Raw genomic sequence first — 25,888 nt, forward strand, 5'->3', positions numbered from 1 at the left:
AGTTTGGACATGATGGAGCGGCTGTTGAAAGCCTGCGGGTTTCGGATTGTTGTCGTTGATGAGCGTCAGCGGCGGCTTCTGCCGCTTGTTGATAGTGAGAACACGCTTGATGGGGCTTCGCGGCGGTTTCCTGCGCATCTTGATGTCATTCTCGATCCGCAGGTCGGGGAGTGGTGGGGCGATATCTACGGGCTTGCTCGGCCGCCGGAGACCTTTTATCGCGATCGGGAGCGGCGGGATCGGCAGCGGCGGCGGAGTCAGTGGGAGGTTCGGGTCGCGCGGTTTCGGGATGTTCCCCCGCCGTATAGCGAGCCCGCGTTCTATGGGCTGAGGAGTGCTCCGCCATAGAGGTCAACGCACTGTTCATTTTGGCATCACCGGTGTGGGTGCGGGTGTTTCATCGAGGTGGTTGAGATTCGGGCGTTGCCTTGAGATCTGTCCCATCTGGAGTGCTGTCCCGTGCGTTTTCGCGGTCTCGCGTGTGTGGTCGCGTGTGCCGTCGCTGTGTTCTGCGCGCCCGGGGCGGCTCGGGCGCATCCGTTCGGTGATCCGCAGACCGTCGCGATCGAGGGTGATCCCGCGCGGCCCGAGGTCGTGCGGGTGCGGTGGAAGGTGGGCGGGCTCGACGATCTGACCACGCTCGGGGTCGCGCTCGGGGTGCTGCCCGAGGACCGGGTGCTGCTCGACGGTGCGGTGTTCTACCAGGACTCCGACGCCGCCGCGGTGGGGTCTTCGCCGCGGTTCGCCGACTATCTGCTGGAGCAGATCACGGTCCGCAGTGACGGCGATGAGTGTGCCGGCACCGTCGCGAACCCGCGCGACCTGGCGCGGGCCGGGGCCGCCATCGACTATGACTGCCGCGCGCCGGCGAACCAGGTCACCGTCGCCGTGCGGACGCTGACCGACCTGAACCCCGCCTACAAGACGCTCGCGACCGGGCCCGGTGGCGCCCGCGCCGTCTACACGTCGGACGCGCCGTCGCACGACTGGTCGCTCGACGGGCCCGCGCCAAAAACCGGCAGCTCCGCCGCAGGGCAGATCGGCGCCGTGGTCGGTGGTGTCCTGCTCGTCGCGGGGACCGTCACTCTTGTGCTGCGGCGCAGGCGGAAGACGGCATGAGCGCGCTCGCCGAGCAGCTCCAGAGCGCCATCCAGTCGCCCGGGGTGACACCCCTCGCGTTCGGGCTCGCGTTCGCCGCCGGGGCCGGACACGCCGTCGCACCTGGGCATGGCAAGAGCCTCGCCGCCGCGTACCTCGTCGGGTCCCGTGGCCGGGTCCGGGACGCGGCGTTCCTCGGCGGGTCGGTCGCCGTGATGCACACGCTCTCCGTACTCGTGATCGGTCTGGCCTGGACGTTCCTGTCTCTCTCCGACGTGATCGGGATGGCCGACCTCACCCGGTGGCTGCAACTCGCCGCCGGGCTGCTCGTCGTCGGCACCGGGGTCTGGCTGCTCCGCCGACGACGCAACAGCCATCACCACGACCACCATCATCATCACGAGCGCCCCGGCCTGCTGCTGCTCGGTGCCTCCGGCGGGCTCACGCCCTCACCCGCCGCGTTTCTCGTGCTGGTCACCGGGCTCTTCCTCGGCCGCGCCGGCTTCGCGCTGCTGCTGGTGCTGGCCTTCGGCGTCGGGATGGCCGTCGTGCTGTTCGGCGTCGGTCTGCTCGCGGTCGGCGGCAGCACCGTCGTGACCCGCGGCGCCCGCGCGTACGCCTCCGTCCGTCTCGCCGCCCGCGTCGCGCCCGTCGTGGCCGCGGTCGGCATCACCCTGTTCGGCGCCGGACTCACGACCGTCGCCGCGATCCAACTCACCGCATGAGGGAGACACCGTTCATGAAGCGCCGAGTACGCGCGCTCGCCATAGCGCTGGTCACCGTCGCCGCCACCGCGGTCGTCGTGCCGGCCAGTGCCGCGGAGGCCCCGCCGGGCATCGGTGGCGCGCCCACGCTCAATGTCCGCGACGGTCAGGCGCTGGACGGCACCGTCACCGTCAAGGCCGAACCGACCGCCGAGAACGACTCGGTCGCGCGGATCACGGTCGACGGCGAGGCGGTGGACGCGGACCGTACGGCCGGCACCGCGCACTTCGCCTTCGACATGGGCGGCAACGGCACCGAGGCCCGCTACCACAACTACATCACCGTCAACGACCGGACGGTCGACGCCGACCGCGTCTACTTCCCGGACATCCCGGGCGGCAACTCCGGCGTGCTCGACTTCCCCGGTGAGTGGCTGCGCCCGGGCGTCAACACCGTCACCGTGCAGGCCGGCGCCAACTGGGTCGACTCGACCAACACCAACGCCATCGGGTACGAGGTGCTGCCCAACGGCGAGGGCGGGCGCTGCCCGAACTTCGACGACTTTCCGCTGAGCAGCATCAGCCTCAGCCTGCTCGGCGTGGTCGTCGACGGTGAGCAGAACCTGTTCAGTTACAGCTTCGGCGACGGCACCTGTGGCAGTTCCACGCCGCGGCTCAAGCAGCCGCTGACCTTCGTGGTCTCCGGCGAGCCGGGCAGCACCGCCGGCCTGAGCCACGCGCTGGACACCCGGAAGCTGTCCAACGGCGACCACACCATCGAGGCGATCACCGAGTCCGGTGCGAAGACGAGCGTGTCGGTCACGGTGAACAACCCGCCGGCCGGCTCGGCCAAGGTGACGCCCGCCGAGGGCGCGCTGGTGCGCGGCACCCAGCCCATCATCGCGGCCACGCCGAAGGACGGCGACGGTGTCGACGCGATCTCGCTCGACGGCAGGCCGGCCCAGAACGCCGATACGCTGGCCACCGGCACCTCGACGTTCACCTTCACGGTGGCGGCCGGCAACTCGATCGAGGCGCGCTACCACAACTACCTGACGGTCAACGGCAACCGGGTCGACCTCGGCGGCGACTTCGGTGCGACGGCGGCCGAGGCGGTCACCGTCAAGCTGCCCAACCGGTTCCTGCGCCCCGGCGACAACGCCATCCAGGTCGTCACCGGCGACTACAACTCGGGCAGCGGCGCCACCCTGTGCGCGAACCACGACGACTTCCGGATCGACCGCGGTACGGTCGGCCTCGCGCCGAGCACCGGCACGGCCACGCCGGCCGGCGTCTCGTACGTGACCGCCGGTGTCCGCACCCCGACCGCCGACGCGCTGCTCGCCCTCGGCGACGGCACCTGCGGCGCCAACAAGGACGCCGAGTTCGTTTTCACCATCGCCGGCGCCGAGACGACCCGCACGACGGCCACGCTCGCCAGCGGTGAGGACGCCCGGCTGCGGCTGTTCATCGGCGGCAACGGCACCGACGGCGGCTACCAGAACCAGGTGCTGGTCAACGGCATCCCGCTAGACCTGGGCATATGGGAGAAGGAGACCGCGGTCCTCGCGTTCCCGAACGAGTGGCTGGTGCCGGGCATCAACGTGCTCGACTTCGTGGCCGGTATCAACCCGACCACGGTCGCGGCCGATTGCCCGACGGGCAACTTCGACGACTTCACGATGCGCGACTTCGAGCTCCTGCCGGCCGGTGGCACCGCGACCCGGCTGACGAAGATGGTCGCGCAGACCAACGTGACGATCGGCTCGTCGACGTATCCCACGGGTTCACAGGTCACCACGTTCGTCGGTGACGGCACCTGCGGCAGCACCTACAACAACGCGCTGCGCAAGGAGATTCTTTTCGAGGTCGACCTGCCGGCGAAGGGCCTGCGGGCCGATGTGGACACGAAAACGCTCGACGACGGCCGGCACACCGTGACCGCGAAGAGCGGTGACCGGACGGCCACCCGCGGCTTCACCGTGGACAACGCCGCGCCGGTGGTCGAGAGCAGTGTGCCGGCCGAGGGCCAGCGGCTGACGGCGACGGTCGCGCTGGACGTGCGGGTCAAGGACGCCACGGGCGTCGCGGGTACGCCGACCATCATGCTCGACGGCAAGGCGGTCAAGGTCGGTGACCAGATCGGCCACGGCCTGCCGGCCGGCGCGCACACGCTCGCGGTGACCGCCACCGACAAGCTCGGCAACACCGCCACCCGCGAGGTGAGGTTCACCAGCGCCAGCATCCCCGACGTGCCGACGGAGCTGTCGTCGGTGGTCGAGGGCACCAACGGCCCGTCGGCCACGCTCTCGGCCAAGGTGCCGGGCGAGGACGGGATGGCGCTCACCGCCACGTTCACGAAGGCCGACCTGGTCGCGCCGACCGCGGGCTACCAGGGCGTGGCGGCCGCCGTTCCGACCACATTGGACGCCGCGCACGAGGGTGGGGTCGACGTGGCGTCGCTGCACCCGCTGGACGGCCGCAGCATCGACACGTCGTCGAGCCGGGACGTGGTGTTCCAGCGCTACGATCTCGCGCTCGCCGCCGACCAGAAGGCGCCGACGCTGCGCTGGGAGGGCACCATCGACCCGGCCCGCGTCGTCGCGCTGCGGGTCTGGGACCCGGCCGCGAAGAAGTGGGTCGTGCTGACCAGCTCCCGTGGCCAGGCCGGCAAGAGCACCGTGCTCACGGCGCCACTGACCGACGGCCTCCGGGATGGCGCGACTGTGCGCGTCATGGTCACCGGCGAGGACCCGTTCGCCGACGACCTGTCGCCGCGGGACTCCTCGGCGCAGAACGACAAGGACCGGTTCGAGGATCCCGACGCGTACGACTTCGCGCTCGCCCACTTCACCGACACCCAGTACGTGACCGAGGGCGCGGCCGGCGGCACCTACGACGACTTCGACGGCCGGGCCGAGCCCTCCGACGTGCAGGTCGCCGAGGAGCAGGCCGTCTTCGCGGCGGCGTACCGTGAGACGACACAGTGGATCGCCGACAACGCGGCCGGGCGGAAGATCGCCTACACCGCGCACACCGGCGACATCATCGAGAACGACTACTACGACCCGCTGGCCAAGAACCCGGACGGCTCGCTGCTCCGGCCGGGCCTCGACGACCAGGTCAGGCGCGAGTTCGAGCGCGCGTCGGAGTTCCAGCAGGTGCTCGACGACTGGGGCGTGGTCAACCAGGTCATCGCCGGCAACCACGACAACCAGCTCGGCGCCGAGACCGGCCCGGAGTCGCGGTTCAGCCGGACGTTCGGGGCGGATCGCTACTACGGCGTGGCGGACGCCTGGCCGGCCGGCACCGAGTACCACGCGTGGGACGAGGTGACCAACGCCGACGGCACGGTCACGAAGGGCAGGGACAACCAGAACAACTACGTCCTGTTCTCGGCCGGTGGGCTCGACTTCGTCGCGGTGGGCCTGTCGTACGGCGTGACGCCGGAGGAGGCCCGCTGGGCCGACTCGGTCTTCAAGCGCTACAAGGACCGCAACGGCATCCTGCTCTCGCACGACTACCTGCGCCCGTCGTCCAACCCAGACGGTCGGGGTGCGACGTTCTCCGCGCCGGACGGCTCGCCGCTCTACAAGATGGTGGTGGAGACCAACCCCAACGTGTTCCTGGTGCTCGCCGGTCACGAGCACGGCGTCGGCACCAACGTGAAGTCGAAGGTCGGCGTCACGGTCTCGCACGACGTGGTCGAGCTGCTGGCGGACTACCAGTTCTACACGGTGTCCGCGGGCGAGCTGTGGCCCGAGCGGGTCGACCCGGCCGGCAACATCGACCTCAACGGTGACGGCACCGTCGACCACAAGGCCACCGACCGGCTCCAGTTCGGCGCGAGCTTCCTGCGCCTGCTGCAGTTCGACGTGGACCGTTCCGAGATGTCCATCGACACCTACTCGCCGCTGCTCGACAACTTCGGTGCCACCGAATACGACATCCGGGCGGACGGCAGCCAGCCGAGGCCGCGCTACAACGGTGCCGAGGACAACCTGAAGCTGCCGGTCGACCTGAGCACGCGCAAGACGTCGTTCAGCACGGACTCGCTGGCCGCGTACGTCCCGGCCGGCGTGCTCGGCACCGACGAGGTCGCCGCGAACGGCACCGCGAAGGTGAGCTGGCCGAACCTGCTGCCGGGCACCTCGTACGCCTGGGTGGTGGAGGCGAGGAGCACCGACGGCGGTATGGCCGTCGCCCAGCCCGCGGTCTTCCGCACGGCCATGGGCAAACCGACGGTGACCGCCACGACCGCCCCGGTCGCCTGGGGTACGGCGGCGAAGGTGACCGTCAAGGTCGACGCGGCGCCGGCGCCGCTGACGGGGACGGTGACGCTGCGCGAGGGCAGCACGGTGCGGGGCTCGGCCGCGGTGGCGAACGGCGACGTGTCGTTCACGCTGCCGCCGGGCCTGTCCGGTGGCACGCACGAGATGACCGTCGCGTACTCCGGCAGCGCGCACCTCGAGGCGGTCGAGGTGCCGGTCAGGGTCACCGTGAACCTGCCGGCGGAGTGGAACCAGGGCCAGACCTACGACACCGGCGAGCGGGTCACCTACCAGGGCAAGGTCTTCGTGGCCTCCTGGTACGCGAAGGGCAACAAGCCCGGCGACCCGACCGGCCCGTGGCAGGAGCTCGCCATCACCGAGGCGGGTGCCGCGATCTGGACGCCGTCGCGGATCTTCAACGGCGGCGAGCTCGTCGAGCACGCCGGCAAGCGTTGGCGGGCCAGTTACTGGACCCGCAACCAGGAGCCGGGCAACCCGACCGGCCCGTGGGAGGAGATCGCGCCGCCGCCCGCGGACGGCAGCCCGGCCGCGTGGACCCCGAGCCGGATCTACAACGCCGGTGACCGGGTGACCTACCAGGGCAAGCGCTACGAAGCCAGGTGGTACACCCGGAACCAGGCACCCGGTGACCGCAACGGCCCGTGGAAGCAGATCGGCTAGACGGCCGCGAACCCGGGCCCGGTGAGCATCGCTCGCCGGGCCTGTTTCGTCGGCGCTAGGCTTCGCCGATGAGCGTGATCGACGAGATCGGCCGCAGCAAGCACGTCAGCCTCGTCTCCTACCGCAAGGACGGCACCCCCGTCGCGACCCCGGTGTGGCACGTCACCGAGGGCAACGAGCTGCTCGTCGTCACCGAGGCCCGGTCGTGGAAGGTGCGCCGGATCCGCCGTAACCCGACGGTCGAGGTCACGGTCTGCGACCTGCGCGGCCGGATCAAGACCGGCGCACCGACCGCCACGGGCACCGCACGGGTGCTGGACGAGGCGGGCACCGCGGCGGCACGGCAGAAGCTCGCCAAGAAGTACGTCTCGTCGCGGATCGGCAACTGGTTCGCCCGGCTCGTGCGCCTGCGCCGCCCGCCACTGGTCGCCATCGCCGTGACCCTCTGACGCCTTACCTTCCGGTAAGACCGACCTGCCTGATCAGCGGCGGAAGCGTCACCGCGCGGCCATGTCGCCGGCCATCGACCGGACGCCATATTGGTCGCATGAGGAAGCCGTGGCTACTGGCGATGTCGGCCCTGCTGGCCCTGACAGGTTGCACGCCCCGATCCGGTGGTGGCACCGGGCCGGGCGACGCTCCCGCGGGCACGGCGCCGGCCGCCACCACCGAGATCCAGATCAACAAGTCGTACTGGCACGCCGGTTTCAAGGTCACCCTCGGCGCGGCCCGGGTCGTGGACGCGTCGGCCGGTGGCGGCAAGGCCGTGACGATCGAGGGCGTCTTCCAGAACCTGAGCCCCGAGCACGCCGAGTCGCCGACGGAGTCCGCGCTGCTGGTCGTCGGCGGCCGCACCTACGCCGAGATCGACAACCCGCTGCTGGACCTGCCCGAGGTGCCGGCGCAGCGCAGCCAGCCCGGCGTCTACGCGTTCGTCGTCGACGAGCACTTCGTGCTCCCCGAGGCGGAGATGGTGATCGGCAAGGCGGCGGACCGGCAGGCGACGGTGCCGTTCACCGGGCCGGACGGGTTGGTCGCCCTGGAGCCCCGGCCGGTGCCGGTCACCGGCAAGGTGCTGCGCAACGCGAGCGGCGCGGTCTTCATGACCGTCTCGGCGACGGAGGTGCGCGCCGACGAACCGTTGCTGCACGGTCAGGCCCCGAGCGGCCAGGAGTTCCTGCGGTTGACGTTCTCGGCCACCAACAACACGGACGCCGGGTTCGCCTGGGTGTTCGACCGGGACCTGCACCTGCGACTGCCCGACGGTACGGCGGTCGGGACGGCGGACAACTGCAGCCGGGCGCAGATCTACCCGCCGCCGCACGCGACGGCCCAGGGCGGGCTGGCCTGCTTCCTCGTGCCGGCCCCGGCGAACGGCACCTACCTGCTGAGTTGGGACCGCTACGCGAAGGGCGCGCTGCGCGTACCGGTTTCGTAGAATGCGCGCGATGACGCTGGACGCCGGTGACGAGGCGCGGCGGACCGGCGCACCGGCGCCGGTCCTGCATCCGGGCGACCCGCGTCGGGTCGGCGGGATCCGGCTCCTCGGCCGGCTCGGCGAGGGCGGCATGGGCGTCGCGTTCCTCGGCGCGCGCGACGACGGGCGCCGGGTGTGCGTCAAGGTCATCAGGGCCGAGTACGCCCGGGACGCCCGGTTCCGGGCCCGGTTCGCCGCCGAGGCCGCGGCGGCCCGCCGGGTCGCCCGGTTCTGCACGGCCCAGGTCCTCGACGCGGGCACCGACGGTGACCTCGCCTACCTGGTCACCGACTACATCGAGGGGCCGACGCTGTCGGCGGCGGTCGGCCGCGACGGCCCGATGACCGGGTCCACCCTGGACAGTTTGGCGATCGGCATCGCGGCCGCGCTCAACGGCATCCACGCCGCGGGCGTCGTCCACCGCGACCTCAAGCCGAGCAACGTGCTGCTGTCGCGGGTGGGTCCGAAGGTCATCGACTTCGGCATCGCCCGCGCCCTGGACGCGCTGGAGAGCCTCACCGAGTCGGGCCACGTGGTCGGCACACCCGCCTACATGGCGCCGGAGCAGTTCCGCGGCCGCACCGAGACGGCGACCGACGTGTTCAGCTGGGGCGCGGTGGTCACGTTCGCGGCCACGGGCCGCCCACCGTTCGGCACGGGCGCGCCGTACGCCCTGATGCACCGCGTGTTGTCGGACGAGCCCGACCTCGGCGCACTGGAGGAGCCGCTGCGCGACCTCGTCGCCCGCGCACTCGACAAGGATCCCGGCCGCCGCCCGGCGGCCCGCGCGCTGCTGCTCGCCCTGGTCGGCGACGAGGCGGACCCGGTCGACGCGAGCTCCCGGATCCTGTCGACACAGTGGACACCTCCGCCGGTGGCTCCAGGGACGCCGCCGACGGTGCCGGACGACGACGGCGTAGCCGGGCCGTTGCTCGACCGGCCGCTGGTGGAGCGGGCGCCGGCCGGTGCCCGGCGTCGGTGGACGCTGGTGGCGGCGGCCGTCGTGCTGGTCACCGCCGTCGCGGTCGCGCTGGCGACGCGGGAGAGCTGGCGGGCGGGCGACGGCGGCGCCGGGCGCGCCACCACCAGCCCGACCGCCGCCGGCCCGTCAGCCGCCGGCCCGGCCCGCACGTCCACTCCGGACGGTGTGGACGACACCACCGCGCAGGGCATCGCGATCGGCGCCCGGGAGCCCCCGGACGGTGTCCGGACGCTGGGGGTGGGGGAGCGCCGCCACTACCGCCTGCGGCTCGACGCCGACCGCGCCGTGTACGTGACCGGCTACGTCTGTGCCGATCTCGTGCCGTGGCAGCTCTTCCGCGCCGGCGGTGGCCTGATCGCCGGCAACACGCTCGGCTGTCGCCAGCACGGCCCCTACGCCCTCGCGGCCGGCGACTACGACCTCGTCGTCGGCGGCGACGGCGTCGAGGGCAAGTACGCCGTGCGGATCGCCGACCGATGACCGGCTACCTGGAGATGTGGGGCCCGGCCGGCCCGTCGATGATCCGGCTGGACGCCGACCGGCTCAGCCTCGGCAGCGCCGACTCCAACGACCTCGCCGTGCCCGCCGACCGGCTGCTGTCGCGGCTGCACGCGGTCTTCGAGCGCTACCCGGCCGGCTGGTGCGTGCGCGACCTCGGCTCCCGCAACGGCACCTTCGTCAACGGCCGGCGCATCTGGCAGGAGCGCGCCCTCGCCGACGGCGACGAGATCCGCGCGGGCGCCTCCCGTTTCGTGCTGCGCGCGGGCCGCGTACCGGCGGGCCAGGTCACCGAGGCGGGCGCCCCACCGCCGGACCTGACCGCCCGCGAACGCGACGTGCTGATCCAGCTCTGCCGCCCGCTGCTGGCCGGCGAGACCTTCACCGAGCCCGCCTCCAGCCGCGAGATCGCGGCGGCGCTCGTGGTCACGGAGGCGGCGGTGAAGCAGCACCTGCTGCGGCTCTACGCGAAGTTCGGCATCACCGGCGAGGGCGAGCGCCGCCGGGTGCGGCTGGCCAACGAGGCCGTCTCCCGCAACGCGATCACCCGGGCCGACCTCCGCGAGCCGGGTCGCCGAGGAGACGGTTGATCAGGCGCGGCTCGCCGGGCCAGGCCTCCAGCAGGACCTCGCGGGGAACCTGACGGCCCGCGTAGCGCAGGCAGAGGGCCACCACGACGATGTCGTCGAGGGGGCCGATGATCGGGATGAACTCGGGGATCAGGTCGATCGGGCTGGCCACCCAGAGGCCGGCGAACACCACCGCGATCTTCGCCCGGCGCGGGACCCGCGGGTCCTTGCGCAGGCGGCGGGCGGCGGTGACGCAGTCGGGGATGAAGGCCGCGAGGTCGCGCAGGATGCCCGGCGGCAGGCGGCGGGCGAGCACGAAGAGCAGCGCCCACGAGGCCAGCAGGACGCCGAAGGCGATCGCCAGGCGGACGAGCCACTCACGCATCGCCGGCCCCCTGTCCAGTGGGCGTCAATGTAACGCCCGCTACATCGACCTGCCACCCCGGACTGGCAGATGCGCGACACTTTCACGTCACCGTCCGGGGTTACGGTCGAGCCGTGACCAACACATCCACGCATGCACATTCCCTGAGCCGTCGCGGCGTGCTGACCGGCCTCGGTGCCGCCGGTGTCGCCGCCGGCCTGGGCGCCGTCGCCGCACAGGTGCCGGCGGCCGCCTACACCGGCACGCCGGACACCCCGGCCGCCGCGCTGGCCCACGTCCTGGCCGGCAACGCCCGCTTCCGCGCCGGCCGCTCGCGGCACCCGCACCAGACGCTGGCCGACGTACGCCGGCTGGCCGCCGGCCAGGACCCGTTCGTGGTCGTTCTTGGCTGCGCCGACTCCCGCGTCGCCCCCGAGGTGCTCTTCGACCAGGGTCTCGGCGACGTCTTCGACAACCGGGTCGCCGGCAACGTCGTCGACGCGGCGGTCACCGGCAGCATCGAGTACGCGGTGGCCGAGTTCGCCTCGCCGCTGATCGTGGTGCTGGGCCACGAGCGGTGCGGGGCGGTCGTCGCGACCGTCGAGTCGATCGAGCACGGCACGACGCCGCCCGGGTCCATCGGCGCCCTCGTCGACGCCATCCGTCCGGCCGTGGAGCCGGTGCTGCACCACCCGGGCGACACGATCGAGAACGCGGTGCGGGCCAACGTCCGCTACCAGGTCGGGCGGCTGGTCGCGGGCAGCGCGATCATCCGGGACGCGGTCGCGGCCCGCGCGCTGCGGGTGGTGGGCGCCCGGTACGACCTCGAGACGGCCGCGGTCACCGTGTTGTGATGCCGACGCAGGAGGGGCCGTTGCCGACCGGCAACGGCCCCTCCTGCGTGTGTTCAGCGCACGTCGAGCCAGACCAGGCGGTGGTCGGAGCTCGGGAACGGGAACACGCCGGTGAGCCGCGACAGCGGGTCGGCCTGGACCGGCCAGAACACGCCGCCACCGCGGACCTTCAGGCCCGCCTTGGAGGGCAGCACGTAGTCGGCGCGCAGGTTGCCGGGCGCGGTGTCGGCGAAGTCCGCCGTGTCGAACCGGGGGTCGCTGCGGTGCGTCGCGTTGGCGCCGCCCTGCAGCGTCGCAGCCTCGGCCGCGCCCGCGCTCGACGGCGCGAACGCGTCGTCGATCCACCGGTTGTCGAGGAGCTGCTGGGCCGCGCCCGGGATGCTGTCGCCGTCGAGCGGGTCGGAGTTCTGGTCACCCGCGATGACGAACGACGAGCCCGGCCGCAGGCCGCCGCGGTGCCCCTTGTCGTCGTACACGTAGCGGCCCTTGCCCGGCGTCACGTAGTCGGACCAGAAGCCGATCTCGTCGAAGTTGCGCCGCCCGTTGCGGTCCTCGGCGCCGTCGAAGACCGGCGGCGTCGGGTGGGAGACGAGGAAGTGGACGGTGCGCCGGCCGATCTCGATCGGCACGTCCCAGTGGCTCTTCGAGGAGAGCGGCAGCACCCGCAGCTCCTGCTGCGAGTAGAAGTCCGCCGGTGCCGGCGTGGCCGGGTCGTCGGGCAGCAGCGCGCCCGGCATGTCCTTCCACTTGAAGTGCTGGAACGTCCGCACGTCGCGCCGGTCGATCGGGTAGCGCGAGTAGACGACCATGCCGAACTGGCCCGGGAAGGCGCCGAAGCCGAGCGCGTCGTCGCCGTACCCCGGCGCGCCAGGCGTGGTGACGACGGTGCCGTCGTTGTTGAGATCGAGCCCGGACGCGACGCCGGTGTTGCTCGGCGCGATGAAGTGGTACGGGTAGTGCACGGGCCGGGCGCCGTTCTGCCCCACGGCCAGGTAGTTGTCGCGGAACAAGGTGGCCGCCACCGGGTCGTAGTCGAACTCGTTGATCAGCAGGACGTCCGGCCGGGCGCGCTGCACGATCTCCGCGATGACGCGGGCCTGCGCGTTGTCCGGAGTGGACAGGTCGGCGCGCAGCTGCCCGGCGACACCGCGGTTGAGCGACGCGTTGAACGTCGCGAACCGCACGTCGTCACCGGAGCCGTGCTGCCCACCGGCCGCGGCCGCGCCGGCGCTGCTGAGCAGGACGACCGCGGCGATCGCACCACCGGCCGCCACACGCGACAGACGCGAGAAGGTCAACGACACATTTCCTCCCATCGTGATGGTCAAGTGCTGGTCGGCATGCTGACTGTCGTACGGATCAACCGCGGGCACAACCGTTGGCCGGCCGGAAACCGTGAGCCCAACATCTGGGGAGCCATCCACCCGGCCGGCGGTGCCGAATGGTGGGTAGGCGCGACACGACCCGGGGGAGACGGCCATGATCCGACACTTGACGCACTACCTGGCGGCGTTCGCGGTCGCCGCGGGCGTGGCGCTCAGATCGGCCTGCTCGTGCGGTCCCGGTCGACGCGGGGGTCGCGGAGCGACACGTACCCCTTCCAGGACCCGACCGGCCCGGAGGGCCGCGCCTGGCTGTGCGCGCCGACCACCCGCGGGTGCCGCCACTTCTTCACGGCGGTCGCGGCGACGTTCCAGGATCGGCTGGTCGTGGGTGGCGACTTCAATCTCGGCGACCTGTCGACGTGCCTGCCGGCCGGCTACGCGGACGATTCCGACGGCGGCTTGCAGCACGTGGCGGTCACCGGGCCGGGCGGCCGCCTACGGCTCGTCGACATGGCGGGCACGACGGACCATCCGGCGTTGGCGGTGACGTTCGTCAGTCGGTGAGCAGGGTGAAGACGACCACGGCGGTCTCGCGGGAGCGGCGGGCCGCGTACGCGTCGAGGCCCTTGTCGATCGTGCGCCAGCGGTCCCAGAGGCGGGCGCGCTCGTCGCCCGTCGCGGCGTGGGCGCGGACCTGGCGCGCCTGGCCGCCGGGCAGTTCGATGCGGGCGTCCGGGTTGGCGCGCAGGTTGAGCCACCAGGCCGGCTCCGGGTCGCCCCAGCCGTTCATCGCCATCGTGACCAGGTTCGGGCCGTCCTCGAAGTAGCCGAGCATCACGCTGCGGGGCCGGCCGCTGCGGCGGCCCGTCGCGGTCAGGCGCATCAGGCCGTAGTCGTCGCCGCGCGGCGGCTTCAGGCCCAGGCGGCCGCCGGTCGCTCGGAAGAGCCCACGGTGGACCGACCAGAAGCTGCGGATGACCCAGCGGGGTGGCAGCTTGGCTTCCTCGCGTCGCGTGCTGTCCGGCATCGCGTCACCTCCGCGATCCAGCGTGGCGGACCGCGTCAAGCCTCGGCGTCGTCGAAGACGCCCAGCGCTCCGCGGACCAGCACGTGGCCCGCCTTGACCCGGTCGCTGACGCCGGGCGCCTCCAACCAGCCCGGGTTGTGGCGCTCGCCCCACGCGACGATGTCGGCCGCGAGGGCCAGGGCCGCGCCGTCCCGCCCGTGGGCGAGGGCGCGGGCCAGGTCCAGGTAGGAGCCGGGCTGCGTGCCGTCGAGCGGGCCGTCGACCTCGTCGGGGCACGGCCGGTGGAAGAGCGCGGCCAGGCAGGTGAGGGCGAACCGGTTCGCGGCGGGCTCCCTGTCCCAACAGGACAGCAGCGCGGGAAGCCGCGCGCCGACGGTGTGCCGCACCTCGCGGGCCCGGAAGCCCGCGGCGGGCGGCCGCTGCCGGACCACGGCGCGGGCGGCATCGGCGAGCAGGTCGGCGGCCGGCCGGTCGGCGGCGACGAGCAGCCACGCGTAGAGGTCGAGCCGCCGCGCGGCGGGCAGCGCCCCGGACACGACCAGGTCGGTCAGGAACGCCACGGCGGGTGCGGTCGCGGAGAAGCAGGTTCCCTGATGGATCAGGAAGTCTCCGCACAGGTCGTCGAGGGCGTCCGGCCAGTCGCCGTCAGCCGCGAGCGCGCGCAACAGGTCGGGGACGTCGTCGGCCGGGCCGTGGGCGTGTTCCAGGTCGGCCCAGGCGATCCGGTCCACTCCGGACAGGTCGATCGGCCCGTCCGTGACGTGGTCGGGCGTCAGGCGCAGGGTCGCGCGCGGTGGAGCCAGGGCGACGACCACGGTGGGTACGGGCGGCCGGCCGCCCGGGTTCGTGGAGACCACGGGCGTGTCGGCGGGCCGGACCAGCGCGAGCATCGCGTGGTCCGCGCGGCTGCCACCGCTCGGACAGCCGGCGTGCCGGCGAGCCACCAGTGCGGCCCGGCGACCGACCGCGTCGATGGTGCGGTGCCCCGCGAGGTCGGCCGGATAGGGCCCTTCGTCGAGCGCGGTGACGATCCACTCGCCGGCGCGACGCGCGGGTCTGGCGGTGACCAGCGGGAACCCGTACGCGGCCAGCGCCTCCGCCAGAGAACGCGCGTGCGCCTCGCTCGGCACCGTGAAGTCGTGGGTGCCGCACACCGCGGACCAACCGGCCATCGCGCCAGCCTAGGCGGGCAGCACCCCGAGCGCTCCTTCCGCCAGGACATGGCCGGCCTTGACCGTGTCGCCGACACCGGGCGCGTCCAGCCGGCCCGGGTCGTGGTCGTCTTCCCACGCCACGATGTCGGCCGCGACGGCCAGGGCCTGCCCCTCCCGGGCGAGCAGGAGGGCGTGCGCCAGCTTCAGGTACGCCCCGGGTCGCGTACCGTCGAGGTCCTCGAGCATGGCGGCCGCGTGCGCGCCGGCCCCGCCCGCCAGAGCGGGATAGAGCGCCGCGAGACAGACGAGCACGTACCGGATCGCGGGTGGTTCCCGGTCCCAGCGCTCCAGCAGCAGGGGCACCTGCGCACCGACGACGCGGTGGACCCCCGGGCGTCGTCGTCGGCGGCGGGGGACCGGTGCGCGACCGCGGCCCGGTCGGCGTCCGTGAGCAGGTCGTCCGCCTGCCGGCCGGCGGCGGTCAGCAACCACCCGTAGAGGTCGAGCCGCTGTGCCGCCGGCAACGCGCCTGAGACGATCATGCGGGTCAGGAACGGCAGGGCGGGCGCGGTTGCCGGATAGCAGGTCCCCTGGTGCAGCAGGTTGTCGCCGAACAGCTCGTCGAGCGTCTCGTCCCAGTCGCCGTACGGGTCGGTCAGCGCCCGGATCAGGTCCGGCACGTCGTCGGCCGGGCCGTGGGCGTGTTCCAGGTCGGCCCACGGGATCTCGTCCAGACCGGACAGGTCGATCGGGACGTCCGCGGCGTCGTCGGGCGTCAGCGCCAGGGTCGCGGGCGGCGACGCCGTGCCGACGACCCGTCCGGGACGGGCGGGCGCGCGCCGGGGTTGGTGACCGCGACCGCGGACCAACCGGCCATCTCGTCAGACCCTTTCGACCGTGAGTCGTCCCTCGGAGGCGGGGACGATCCGCACGCTACCCGCGGCGAGATCCACGCGCTGGGTCGCGTCCCGCCACCGGACCGCGACCCGGGTGACGGGCCCGGCGGCGGACAGCCGGGCCGCCACCAGGGCTCCCTGGCTGTCCCACTCGACGTCGACGACCACGCCGGGGCGGGCGACCAGGCCGGTGAGGCGGCCGGCCGGCCAGTCCGAAGGGATGGCCGGCAGCAGGTCGACCACGCCCGCGTGGCTCTGCACCGCGAACTCCGCCACCGCGGCCGTGAAACCCAGGTTGCCGTCGATCTGGAACGGCGGATGGGCCGAGAAGCGGTTGGGGTAGAGGCCGCCGTGCTCGCCCGTCGCGTCCGGCGGCACCGGGCGCAGCGCCAGAGCCAGCAACGCGGGGAGGCGGTCTGCCTGCCGCAGCCGGGCGCGCAGCGCCAGCTTCCAGGCGAGCGACCAACCCGTCGAGTCGTCCCCGCGGGCGTCCAGCGAGCGGCTCGCCGCCTCCGCCAGGGCCGGCGACGTGTCCGCGCCCGGGAAGACCGCGTAGAGATGCGACAGGTGCCGGTGGTGCGGCTCCGGCAACGGACGATCGGTCAGCCACTCCTGGACCAGGCCGTCGGCGCCGATCGGCACCCGAGGAAGCCGAGCGAGGGCCGCCGCCGCGCGCCGGGCCAGCGGCGACGCGGAAAGACCGAGCGGGGCGGCCAACTCCGCGACCGAGGCCAGCAGCTCCCGGGTGATGCTCAAGTCCACCGTGGACGTCAGGTCGACCGCGTAGGAGCCGCCGTCAGGCCCCGTGAAGTGGTTCTCCGGCGACGTCGACGGCGACAGCCCCAGAGAGCCGTCCGGCTGCTCGACGAGCCAGTCGAGCAGGAACTCCGCCGCTGACGACACCGCCGGCCAGGCCAGGTCGGGGGCGGCGCCGAAACGGACCCGTTCGACCAGGTGCCGGCACAGCCACGCGCCGGCGAGCGGCCAGAACGCCCACGCCGGGTCCGCCTGCCCGCGGCCCACGGGCGACGTGTACGCCCACGCGTCGGTGTTGTGGTGCGCGCACCAGCCCGCCGCGCCGTACAGGTGCCGCGCCGTCACCGCACCGCGTTCCCGCAGGGCCGCCACGAGGTCGACCAGCGGCTCCGCGCACTCCGCCAGGTTGGCCGTCTCCGCCGCCCAGTAGTTCATCTGCGTGTTGATGTTCACCGTGTAGTTGGCGCTCCACGGTGGACGCATCGAGTCGTTCCACAGGCCCTGCAACGTCGCCGGCAGCCCGCCGGGCCGCGAGGAGCTGATCAGCAGGTACCGTCCGAAGTGGAACAGATAGGCGACGAGTGCCGGCTCCCCACCGGCGAACCGCAGGGACGTGCGGTCGTAGAGCGACCGATGCGCCGCCCTGTGCCGCTCCACCAACCGCGCGGCACCCAGCCCGAGCGCCGCCTCCGCGGTCGCCACCGCGGCGGCCAGCGCCGAGGTCTCGTCGCCCGCGGGCGCCCGCCCGACGGCGGTGAACGTGGTCGCCGTCGCCACGACGACCAAGAGCCGACGCACCCCGGTCGCCCGGAAACCGCCGACGGACACCCCGTCGTGCGCCCACCGGGCCACGATCGCCCCGCGCACCGACGGCCGTTCGTCGTAGACCGGCGCGGCCAGATCGGGCTCGTGCGGCGGCGCCGAGTCGCTCGGCAACCGCACCGTCACGAAACCGTCACCCCGGTCCAGCACCGCCAGCGGGCTGTCGATCCCGAGCGAGACGTCCACGCCCTCGTCGCCGGAGACCTGGAGGCTGAACACCAGCACCTGGTCGGGCGCCGAGACGAAGGCCCGCCGGGTCACCCGCGACCCACCGACCCGATAGGAGACGACCGCCTCGGCGTCGCGCAGGCGAAGCTCCCGGCGGTAGCCGACCGGCGACCCGCGATGCCCGACCTCCAGCGACAGCGCGCCGAACGGCAGGTAACTCTGCGTGTAGTCGCTCTGCAGCCGCCGCACCTGTTGCGTCGCCTCGTCGAACTGCCCGGCCGCCAGCGCCGCCCGGGCGGAGGCCAGCGCGACCGCCGCGTCGTCAGCCGAGATCGCGCGTTGCCGCTCCTCGCTGGAGACGTCTCCGGACCACGCCGAGCCGTCGTTGAGCGTGATCCGTTCGTCGGTGGGCGAGCCGAACACCATCGCCCCCAGCCGGCCGTTCCCGAGCGGGAACGCTTCGAGCCACCGGCCCGCCGGCGTCTCGGAGACATGGACGTGGGCGGGGTCCTCGGTGCTCATGCGCGTTCTCTCGATAGGGTGAATTTGTAAGGACATACTAGGCAGGGGAGAAGCATGCGCGTCCTCGACGTCGTCGACCACGGCGCCGACCCGACCGGGGCCCGCGACTCGGCGGCCGCGTTCGCGGCGGCGTTCCGGGACGCGAGCGGATCCGGCCGGAAGACCGAGATCCTCCTCCCGCCGGGCACCTACGCCCTCTGGCCGGAGCACGCCGAGCGGCGCGACCTCTACGTCTCCAACACCGTCGGCGCCGACCCGCGCTACCGCACCAAGACCATCGCCATGCTGGTCGAGGGCGCGCGGGACCTCGTCGTCCGCGGCACCGACGCCAAGGTGGTCCTGCACGGCCTCCAGACGGCCGTCGCGGTCCTCGACTCCCACAACGTCCGGTTCACCGGCTTCGCCCTCGACCACCACGCCCCGAGCCTGGTCGAGGCCCGCGTCGTCGCCACGGGCCGCACCTGGCGCCAACTCGCCGTGCCCGCCGACGTCACCTTCCGGATCGAGGGCACGACCGTCCGGTGGGAAGGGGAGCGCGGGCGGGACGGCCGGCCCTACTGGACCGGCTCCGACGGGCTCGACTACACCCAGGTCTACGACCCCAAGACCGGTCGGGTACGGCGGTGCGACAACCCGCTGTTCACCGGCGTACGGGCGATCCGGGCGGAGGGCGACCGCCAGATCGTGATCGAGTACGACACCGACCGCGTCGCCGACGACAGCGGCCTCGTCTACCAGATGCGCCCTACGGTCCGGGACCATCCCGGCATGCTGGTCGCCGAGAGCGAGCGCGTCACCTTCGAGGACCTGCGCGTCCACTACCTGCACGGCTTCGGCATCCTCGGCCAGCTCAGCCGCGACCTCGTCATCCGCGACACCCGGTTCCAGGCCGACCCGGCCACCGGCCGGCACACCGCCAGCTACGCCGACTTCGTCAACCTGTCGTCGGTCGGCGGTCAGGTCCGGATCGAGCGCTGCCTGTTCGAGAACGCGCACGACGACGCCATCAACGTCCATGGCACCTACCTTCCGATCGGCGAGCGCCGGGACGACCGCACGGTGACGCTCACCTACCGCCATCCGGAGACCGCCGGCTTCGCCGCGTTCCACCCCGGCGACGAGGTCGAGTTCGTGGAGCGGGCGAGCCTCGCGGCCGACACCGCGTTCCGGGCCCGGGTCGTCACGGTCGACGGGCCGCACGAGACCGATCCGACCACCATGACCGTCACGGTCGACCGCGACCTGCCCGCCGCGCTGGCCGACGACAGCTGGGCCGCCGAGAACGTCACGTACACCGCCGACGTCCGGATCGTCGGCAACGTGTTCGCCGGCATTCCCACCCGCGGCGTCCTGCTGACGACCCGCGGCCGTTGCGTGGTGCAGGCCAACACGTTCGACGACACCGGGATGGCCGGACTGTTCGTCTCCGGCGACGCGGCGCAGTGGTTCGAGTCCGGCCCTGTCCGCGACCTGACCGTCCGCGACAACGCCTTCCTGCGCCTGACCGCGCCGGCCGTCCTGGTCGAGCCGACCAACACGGTGTCCGGCGGCGCGGTGCACAGCGGCATCACGATCGAACGGAACCGCTTCGTCGACTGTGGAACGCCGTTCGTCGACGCGAAGAGCGTGCGCGGCCTCACCGTCACCACCAACGACCTCGAGCCGAGGCGCGCCTGGCCCGCCGACGCGGTACGCACGACGGACTGCACGGACGTCACCGTCGAGCCATGAGAACGGCGGGGCAACCGCCGAACAGCGATTGCCCCGCCGCACAGAGCCTTACTGGTACAGCGCGTTGATCTGCTCGTTCACCTTGGTGAAGCTGTCGGCGCCCGCCTGGCCGTTCAGGAAGGCCTGCATGGCCGGCTGGAAGATGGCCATCGCGTCGGCCCACTGCGGCACCACCGGGGTGGTGTGGGTGGTCGGCGCGAGGAACGGCGCGATGTCGATGCCGCTCTTCTGGAAGGTCGCCTTGGCGTCCTCGGTCGCGCTGGTCATGGCCGGCAGCACCACGCCCGCCTGACCGATGATCGTCTGGCACTCCTTGGAGCCCAGGAAGACGAGGAGCTTCTTCGCCTCCGCGGGGTGCTTCGTCGTGGCCGTGACGGCGTCACCGAGGCTGTTGGCCGTCGACTGGCGGCCGGTCGGCCCGGTCGGCAGCGGCGCGACCGTGGTCTTCACGTCCTTCAGCTCGAAGTACGACTTGGCGCTCCACACGCCGTCGGTCGTCATCGCGTACTTGCCGGCGCCGTAGGTCTGCTGCATGCCGACGCCGCTCGTGGCGATCTTGAGCGACGGCATGAAGCCCTTGTCCGACAGGCCCTTGAACCATGTCAGGGTGTCCTGGAACTTCGGGTCGTCGTAGTTGAAGTGGGGCTTGGCCGCCTCGCCCGAGTAGTAGTCCCACCCGTTCGACAGCGCGTACTGCGCCCAGATCGACTCGCCCGCGCCGTCGCCCGCGCCGTTGAGGCCCAGGCCGTACACCGCGACCTCGCCCTTGTTGAAGCCCGCCTCGCCGCCGCGCTTGCCGGCCTTGTCGACCGTCAGGTGGGCGATGAGCTTCTCGAAGGTGCCGCCGTCGCTGGGGTTCCAGGTCAGGTCGGCCAGGTCCGCGGCCGACTTCCCGGCGTCCTTGAGCAGACCGTCGTTGACGTAGAGCCCGACGACGCCGTTGTCCTTCGGCAGGCCGTAGCGCTTGCCGTCGGTGCCGACCCAGAGTTCGGGCAGGCCCTTCTGGTACGCGGCCAGGTCGACGTTCTCCGACTTCACCTCGTCGTCGATCGGCTGGATCTGGTGCTTCTCGACGAACGTGGGGAAGTACGACGCGTGGTTGGTGAACACGTCCGGCGCGGTCCCGCTGACCAGGCCGGTGGTGATGCTGCTCCAGTAGTCGTCCCAGCCGTACTGCTTGACCGTGACGCTGATGTTCGGGTTCGCGGCCGTGAACGCCTCCGCGCACCTCTGGTAGCCGGGCTGCTGGTTGGCGTCCCAGAGCCAGTAGCTCAGGTCCACCTTCCCGCCCGCAGCCGAGTCCGAGTCGGACCCGGAGGATCCGCAACCGGCCAGCAGGCCGGCGGCGGCCAGCGCCGCCGTCGCCACGACGGCACCTTTACGCCACTTCATCGTTGCGTGGTTCCTTTCGTTGGTAGGGGGGAACAAAGCTCACTTCAACCCGGAGAACTGGATCGAGTTGATGACGCGCTTGCCGAGCAGCGTGAAGAGCACGACGACCGGGAGCGCCGCGATGACGGTCGCGGCCATCAGCCCGGCCCAGTCGGGCCCGCCGTTCGGTGTCTGCGCCTTGAAGATGCCGAGCGCGACGGTCAGCACCCGGACGTTCTCGTCCTGGCCCACGAGCAGCGGCCAGAAGTAGTCGTTCCACGCCGCCACGTAGGTGAGGATCGACAGCGTCGCGATCGGGGCGGCGCTCATCGGCACGATGACGCGGAAGAAGATCCGCAGGTGCCCGGCCCCGTCCAGCCGCGCGGCCTCCTCGATCTCGTGGCTGATGTTGAGGAAGAACTGCCGCAGGAAGAACACCGCGAACGGCGACATCAGCAGGTTCGGCAGCACGATGCCGAGGAACGTGTTGAGCAGCCCGAGATCCCGGATCAGGATGAAGTTCGGCAGCGTCGTGAAGATGGGCGGCACCATCAGCGCGGCGAGGAACAGCGTGAAGACCAGGTTGCGGCCGGGCCAGCGCAGGCGGGCGAACGCGTACGCGGCCAGGGCGGCGAACAGCGTCTGCGCGACCGTGGTGGTGATCGCCACGACGAACGAGTTGCGCAGGTAGAGCCAGAAGTTCACCCGGGCCGTGGACCCGCCCTGTTCCAGGGCCTCGCGGACGCTGGACAGGCCCAGCACCCGCCGGTAGGCGTCCAACGTGGACTCGGCCGGCAGCAGGCTGTTGGCGTGGCCCGCCAGCGCGCCGTTCGTGGAGAACGAGGTGCGCAGCATCCAGTAGAACGGGAAGAGCGTGGCGAGCAGGAACAGCCCGAGCACGATCCAGGCGAGAACCTTGCCGAGGGGTACGCGTCGGCGGGCAGCGGTCGCGGTCATCTGGTCGTTCCTCACGCGAGATCCGACTTGTCAGCACGGGTGAGGCGCAGCTGCACGAGCGTGACGCCGAGCAGGATCACGAACAGGACCAGCGCGATGGCCGACGCGTACCCGAAGTCGTAGCGGTTGAAGGCCAGGTCGTAGATGTAGTAGTAGATGACCCGGGTCGCGTTGACCGGCCCGCCCTTGGTCGTCACCGCGATCGTGTCGAAGATCTGGAACGAGCCGATCAACGAGACGATCAGCACGAGCGCCAGGACCGGCCGCAGCAGCGGGAGGCTCACCCGCCAGAACTGCTTCGCCTCCGAGGCGCCGTCGATCGCCGCGGCCTCGTACACGTCCCTGGGGATGGCCTGGAGGCCCGCGAAGAGCAGCAGGGCCGTGTAGCCCATGCTCTTCCAGACGTTGATGAGCGCGACGGTGACGATCGCCAGCGCCGGGTCGCCGAAGAACGACTGGCGCGGCAGGCCGACGAAGTCGAGCGCGTTGTTGACGATGCCGATCTGGTAGTCCAGCAGCCACTGCCACAGCAGGGCCACGACGACACCGGAGACCATGTACGGCACGAGCAGGATGCCGCGGATGACCACGGACCGGGCCAGCCGCTGCATGAGCACCGCCAGCAGCAGCGCGACGGCCGTCTGGAGGCCGATGTTGACGACGACGTACTCCAGCGTCACCAGGAGCGCGTTCCAGAACACGTGATCGTCGACGATCTTCGCGTAGTTCTCGGCACCGACGAACTCGCCGGCCGAGAACAGGTCGTAGTCGGTGAAGCTGAGCCACACCCCGCGCACCGTCGGCACGAGGTAGAACGCGACGAAGCCGATCGTGGCGGGCAGGACGAACGCGACGGCGTACAGCGACTCGCGTCGTCTCTCCCTGATTCTGGTAAGCGTCATTGCTTCCTCAGTCGGATGGTGCGGATCTCCCACGGGCCGAGCGCGGTGCTGAGCTCGCCCTCGGTGTCGGCGCTGTCCAGGACCTCGCCGAGCAGGGTGGTGGTCTCGACCGTCCGGAAGGGGCCGGTGACGACCGCGCGCACCGGGTCGGGCGCCATCGCGATCAGCCGGACCTCGGTGCCGCCGGGGACGGGCCGGACCGTCGAGACCGCGACGTCCTCGCCCGTCACCCGGACGCCCGTGTCGGCGGCCGGCAGCGGCGTGCCCGCCGGGGCGGCGCCGCGCCGGACCGACGCGTCGTTGCGGAACAGCTCCGCCGCCCGCACGGCCCCGGCGGCACGCCAGCCCCGCCCGGACGGCAGGATCGCCATCCGCGTGACGACCTCGCGGCCCAGCGACTGCGCGCCGGGCGCGGGCAGGTGCAGCGCCGCCGGCTCGTCGCGCAGCGGATGGAGGTTGACGCTGATCGCACCGACCGCCCGCAGCAGCGTGACGGCGAGCTCGTCGCCGACGATCTCGTACTCCGCCGTGTGCTCCAGCAGCACCGTGGCCGGGCCGGCGGAGACGAACGCGGAGGCCGGGAACGTCGGCAGCGGGTACTCGCCCCAGCCGCCCTCGCTGGTCAGCCCGCGCTCGGTGACCGCGAACTGCCCTTCGGCCGCGGAACCGGTGACCGGCCCGGGCAGCGGCACGTGGAAACGCAGCCGGTGGTCGGCCGACGGGTTGACGAAGCGCGTGGTGATCCGGGCGAACGGCTCGCCCGCGTGCAGGCGCACCTCGGTCTCGACCGTGACCGGCCGGGTCTCGGGGGAGCGGCGGTCGACGTCGTCCGCGAGGCGGGCGGGCCAGGCGTAGTCGCGCCGCACGCGGATGCCGCCGCGCACCGGACCGGCCTCGACGACCTCCACCTCGACCCGGATGGGCGCGTCGACCAGCAGGTCGTGCCGCGGCGGCCCGTAGTTGTAGCTGTCGCCCCGGTCGCCGCCGTCCACCAGCCGGCCGACGCCGGTCAGTCGCGTGCCGTCGGCGCCGACCAGGTCGAGCGTGCCGTCGGCAGCGACCGTGACGGTGACCTGGCCGTTGGCGAGCGTGTGCCCGTCGACGCGGACGCCGTCGGCGCCGGCCGCGCCGGGCACGACCCGGATCGCCGTCGACCCCGACGCCGGTGTCGGGACGGCCACCGCGACCGTGACGACCGGTGCGGCGAGCGTGCGGACCACCCACTGTCCGGGATGCCCGGCGGCGGCGTCGGCGACCGCGTCGCGGAGCGCGATCAGGTCGAACTCCGGCGTCGCCGGGACGTCGGCGAGGTGGAACTCGAGCAGGCCGGGTTCGAGCACGACGCGGTCGATCAGCTTGCCGAACAGCTCCCGCCGGTGGATCCGGCGCAGGACCCGGTCGAGCTCCGCGGCCGGCACCTTCTCGTCGCCGAGCACGGTCGGCGCGGACGCCACCGGCTGGGCGGGCAGCAGCAGGCCGTCACCGGTCCGGGCGGCGTACGAATCGGCGGCGAGCTCGGCGGCGACCTCGACGACCGCGACCCGGTCGTAGGGCAGCGGGTTGGCGACCACGAACGCGTCGGCGGGCACTGCCGCCGCGCGCCGGGCCAGCGCACCGTCCCGGACCGCGCGGGCGGCCTGCGCGGCCTCCTCCAGACGGGCGAGCACCTGGTCCGAGGTCTCGTCGGTGCCCGAGCCGACCACCGAGTCGTGCGCCGACGACTCGACGATCTTCCGCCAGGCCAGCTTCAGGAACGGCGCCTCGCCGGCGCCGCCCCACGTCGCGACGAACCGCTCCGCGTGGTCGACGGTCCGCTCGGCCGTGGCCATGGCCGCCTTGAGCTCCGCGCGCACCGAGAGCACGCCCGGCAGGATGTTGCCGCGCACGTGGCCGCGCAGCTCGCCGGTCACGGTCTCGCGGACCTCGGCGCGGGCGTGCGCGGTCACGTACTCCTCGATGGTCGCGACCGTGATGCCGCCGGCCGCGCGCAGCCAGTCGCCGAGCCGCGGGTCGGGCGCGTTGTGGTCGGTGCCGACCATCGCCAGCACCGGGTCGCCGCCCCAACGCCGCGCCGTCATCCGGGTGTAGTCGGCGAGCGCGCGGTCGATGACCGCGGGCACCAGGATCACGTCGAGGCCGTTGTCGTAGCCGTCGAAGAGGAACTCCGTGCGTACGGCCGAACCGTCGGGCGCCGCCCACCGGAACGCGTGGCCGGCGACGCTGCCCGGCACGCCCCGCCAGAGCGCGGCGTGCCCGATGCCGGCCCGGTGCAGGATCTGCGGCATCTGCGCGACGTGGCCGAACATGTCGGGCAGGTAGCCCAGCGGCATGGCACGGCCCAGCGCGGTCGCGTCGGCCCAGCCCATCTCCAGGTTGCGGACGATCGTCTCGCCGGAGCAGAGGAACTCGTCGAGCAGGATGTACCAGGGACCGAGCGCGAGCCGGCCCTCCGCCGCCAGTTGCCGGACGAGTTCGGCGCGCTCCGGGCGGATCTCCAGGTAGTCGAGGATCGCCGCCGTCTGGCCGTCCACGGTGAAGCGGAACTCCGGGTCCCGGCACGCGGTCTCCAGGACCACGTCGAAGGCCTCCACGAGGCGGTGGCGGAACACCTGGAACGGCTCGTACCACTCGCGGTCCCAGTGGAAGTGCGGGACGAAGACGGCGTAGCTCTGCATCGAGGCCGAAGCGCCTTTCGAAGACGGGTCGGAGGGGACCCTGGCAAGATCGGGAATTAGCAAATCATGTTTTCAAACTCGGCG

The 25,888-nt window shown here is 72.4% G+C and carries 21 protein-coding genes and 1 pseudogene; 11 read left to right on the forward strand and 11 right to left on the reverse strand.

Going from position 1 to position 25,888, the window contains the following annotated elements; genetic code table 11:
- From Asi02nite_RS05375 to Asi02nite_RS05410, 8 genes and pseudogenes are all read left to right on the forward strand, one after another.
- Window positions 1-348: pseudogene (locus tag Asi02nite_RS05375) on the forward strand (XRE family transcriptional regulator); the annotation flags it as partial.
- Between the two features lie 111 nt (window positions 349-459).
- The gene (locus Asi02nite_RS05380) at window positions 460-1,119 is read left to right on the forward strand and encodes an LPXTG cell wall anchor domain-containing protein (RefSeq protein ID WP_203711021.1); all 660 of its coding nucleotides are present in this window, start codon (window positions 460-462) and stop codon (window positions 1,117-1,119) included.
- Window positions 1,116-1,823, forward strand: a complete 708-nt coding sequence (locus Asi02nite_RS05385; RefSeq protein ID WP_203711022.1) for a cobalt transporter — start codon at window positions 1,116-1,118, stop codon at window positions 1,821-1,823. Before Asi02nite_RS05380 ends, Asi02nite_RS05385 begins: the two co-directional genes overlap by 4 nt.
- On the forward strand, window positions 1,820-6,754 hold the full coding sequence (locus Asi02nite_RS05390) for a carbohydrate-binding protein (RefSeq protein ID WP_203711023.1): 4,935 nt from the start codon (window positions 1,820-1,822) through the stop codon (window positions 6,752-6,754). The genes Asi02nite_RS05385 and Asi02nite_RS05390 overlap by 4 nt, the downstream gene beginning before the upstream one ends.
- 68 nt (window positions 6,755-6,822) lie before the next feature.
- Window positions 6,823-7,203, forward strand: coding sequence for a PPOX class F420-dependent oxidoreductase (locus tag Asi02nite_RS05395; protein WP_203711024.1), 381 nt, complete (start codon window positions 6,823-6,825; stop codon window positions 7,201-7,203).
- Between the two features lie 98 nt (window positions 7,204-7,301).
- Window positions 7,302-8,192 carry a hypothetical protein gene (locus tag Asi02nite_RS05400; protein WP_203711025.1) on the forward strand — a complete coding sequence of 297 codons (891 nt, stop codon included), beginning with the start codon at window positions 7,302-7,304 and terminating at the stop codon, window positions 8,190-8,192.
- 10 nt (window positions 8,193-8,202) lie between these two features.
- Complete coding sequence (locus Asi02nite_RS05405) at window positions 8,203-9,693, forward strand: serine/threonine-protein kinase (RefSeq protein WP_203711026.1); 1,491 nt, start codon at window positions 8,203-8,205, stop codon at window positions 9,691-9,693.
- Complete coding sequence (locus tag Asi02nite_RS05410) at window positions 9,690-10,301, forward strand: FHA domain-containing protein (RefSeq protein WP_203711027.1); 612 nt, start codon at window positions 9,690-9,692, stop codon at window positions 10,299-10,301. Before Asi02nite_RS05405 ends, Asi02nite_RS05410 begins: the two co-directional genes overlap by 4 nt.
- Here Asi02nite_RS05410 and Asi02nite_RS05415 read toward each other — a convergent pair.
- Window positions 10,255-10,665, reverse strand: a complete 411-nt coding sequence (locus Asi02nite_RS05415) for a YkvA family protein (protein ID WP_203711028.1) — start codon at window positions 10,663-10,665, stop codon at window positions 10,255-10,257. The two genes, Asi02nite_RS05410 and Asi02nite_RS05415, sit on opposite strands and share 47 nt — an antisense overlap.
- A 113-nt stretch (window positions 10,666-10,778) precedes the next feature.
- Between Asi02nite_RS05415 and Asi02nite_RS05420 the strand changes: the two genes are divergently transcribed.
- Window positions 10,779-11,498: a carbonic anhydrase gene (locus Asi02nite_RS05420; protein WP_239126498.1), complete on the forward strand. Its 720-nt coding sequence runs from the start codon at window positions 10,779-10,781 to the stop codon at window positions 11,496-11,498.
- Between the two features lie 53 nt (window positions 11,499-11,551).
- Here Asi02nite_RS05420 and Asi02nite_RS05425 read toward each other — a convergent pair whose 3' ends face one another.
- Window positions 11,552-12,796 carry an endonuclease/exonuclease/phosphatase family protein gene (locus Asi02nite_RS05425; protein ID WP_239126499.1) on the reverse strand — a complete coding sequence of 415 codons (1,245 nt, stop codon included), beginning with the start codon at window positions 12,794-12,796 and terminating at the stop codon, window positions 11,552-11,554.
- 255 nt (window positions 12,797-13,051) lie between these two features.
- Here Asi02nite_RS05425 and Asi02nite_RS05430 point away from each other — a divergent pair, with 255 nt between their 5' ends.
- Window positions 13,052-13,387: a hypothetical protein gene (locus tag Asi02nite_RS05430; protein WP_203711030.1), complete on the forward strand. Its 336-nt coding sequence runs from the start codon at window positions 13,052-13,054 to the stop codon at window positions 13,385-13,387.
- On the opposite strand, the gene Asi02nite_RS05435 is transcribed toward Asi02nite_RS05430, so the two are convergent.
- The 5 genes from Asi02nite_RS05435 to Asi02nite_RS05455 are packed head-to-tail and all read right to left on the reverse strand — an operon-like array spanning window position 13,377 to window position 18,168.
- Window positions 13,377-13,850 carry a nitroreductase/quinone reductase family protein gene (locus Asi02nite_RS05435; RefSeq protein ID WP_203711031.1) on the reverse strand — a complete coding sequence of 158 codons (474 nt, stop codon included), beginning with the start codon at window positions 13,848-13,850 and terminating at the stop codon, window positions 13,377-13,379. The genes Asi02nite_RS05430 and Asi02nite_RS05435 overlap by 11 nt on opposite strands.
- Window positions 13,851-13,885: 35 nt before the next feature.
- Entirely contained in the window at window positions 13,886-15,022 is a 1,137-nt protein-coding gene (locus tag Asi02nite_RS05440) for a hypothetical protein (protein ID WP_203711032.1), read from the reverse strand.
- A 9-nt stretch (window positions 15,023-15,031) separates the two neighbouring features.
- Window positions 15,032-15,250, reverse strand: coding sequence for a hypothetical protein (locus tag Asi02nite_RS05445; protein ID WP_203711033.1), 219 nt, complete (start codon window positions 15,248-15,250; stop codon window positions 15,032-15,034).
- The gene (locus Asi02nite_RS05450; protein ID WP_203711034.1) at window positions 15,208-15,873 is read right to left on the reverse strand and encodes a hypothetical protein; all 666 of its coding nucleotides are present in this window, start codon (window positions 15,871-15,873) and stop codon (window positions 15,208-15,210) included. The genes Asi02nite_RS05445 and Asi02nite_RS05450 overlap by 43 nt, the downstream gene beginning before the upstream one ends.
- Before the next feature lie 12 nt (window positions 15,874-15,885).
- Window positions 15,886-18,168, reverse strand: coding sequence for a glycosyl hydrolase family 95 catalytic domain-containing protein (locus Asi02nite_RS05455; protein WP_203711035.1), 2,283 nt, complete (start codon window positions 18,166-18,168; stop codon window positions 15,886-15,888).
- A 54-nt stretch (window positions 18,169-18,222) separates the two neighbouring features.
- Between Asi02nite_RS05455 and Asi02nite_RS05460 the strand changes: the two genes are divergently transcribed.
- Window positions 18,223-19,899 carry a right-handed parallel beta-helix repeat-containing protein gene (locus tag Asi02nite_RS05460; RefSeq protein ID WP_203711036.1) on the forward strand — a complete coding sequence of 559 codons (1,677 nt, stop codon included), beginning with the start codon at window positions 18,223-18,225 and terminating at the stop codon, window positions 19,897-19,899.
- 48 nt (window positions 19,900-19,947) lie between these two features.
- Here the strand turns inward: Asi02nite_RS05460 and Asi02nite_RS05465 are convergent, their stop codons facing one another.
- Genes Asi02nite_RS05465 through Asi02nite_RS05480 form a run of 4 tightly spaced genes read right to left on the reverse strand, consistent with a single transcriptional unit; the run spans window position 19,948 to window position 25,804 of the window.
- On the reverse strand, window positions 19,948-21,291 hold the full coding sequence (locus Asi02nite_RS05465) for an ABC transporter substrate-binding protein (RefSeq protein WP_203711037.1): 1,344 nt from the start codon (window positions 21,289-21,291) through the stop codon (window positions 19,948-19,950).
- Window positions 21,292-21,330: 39 nt separating this feature from the next.
- Window positions 21,331-22,227: a carbohydrate ABC transporter permease gene (locus Asi02nite_RS05470; protein ID WP_203711038.1), complete on the reverse strand. Its 897-nt coding sequence runs from the start codon at window positions 22,225-22,227 to the stop codon at window positions 21,331-21,333.
- Window positions 22,228-22,238: 11 nt separating this feature from the next.
- The gene (locus Asi02nite_RS05475; protein WP_203711039.1) at window positions 22,239-23,129 is read right to left on the reverse strand and encodes a carbohydrate ABC transporter permease; all 891 of its coding nucleotides are present in this window, start codon (window positions 23,127-23,129) and stop codon (window positions 22,239-22,241) included.
- Window positions 23,126-25,804, reverse strand: a complete 2,679-nt coding sequence (locus tag Asi02nite_RS05480) for a glycoside hydrolase family 38 N-terminal domain-containing protein (protein WP_203711040.1) — start codon at window positions 25,802-25,804, stop codon at window positions 23,126-23,128. The genes Asi02nite_RS05475 and Asi02nite_RS05480 overlap by 4 nt, the downstream gene beginning before the upstream one ends.
- Window positions 25,805-25,888: the final 84 nt, after the last annotated feature.

The organism is Asanoa siamensis (assembly GCF_016862555.1).
GTDB lineage: Bacteria > Actinomycetota > Actinomycetes > Mycobacteriales > Micromonosporaceae > Asanoa > Asanoa siamensis.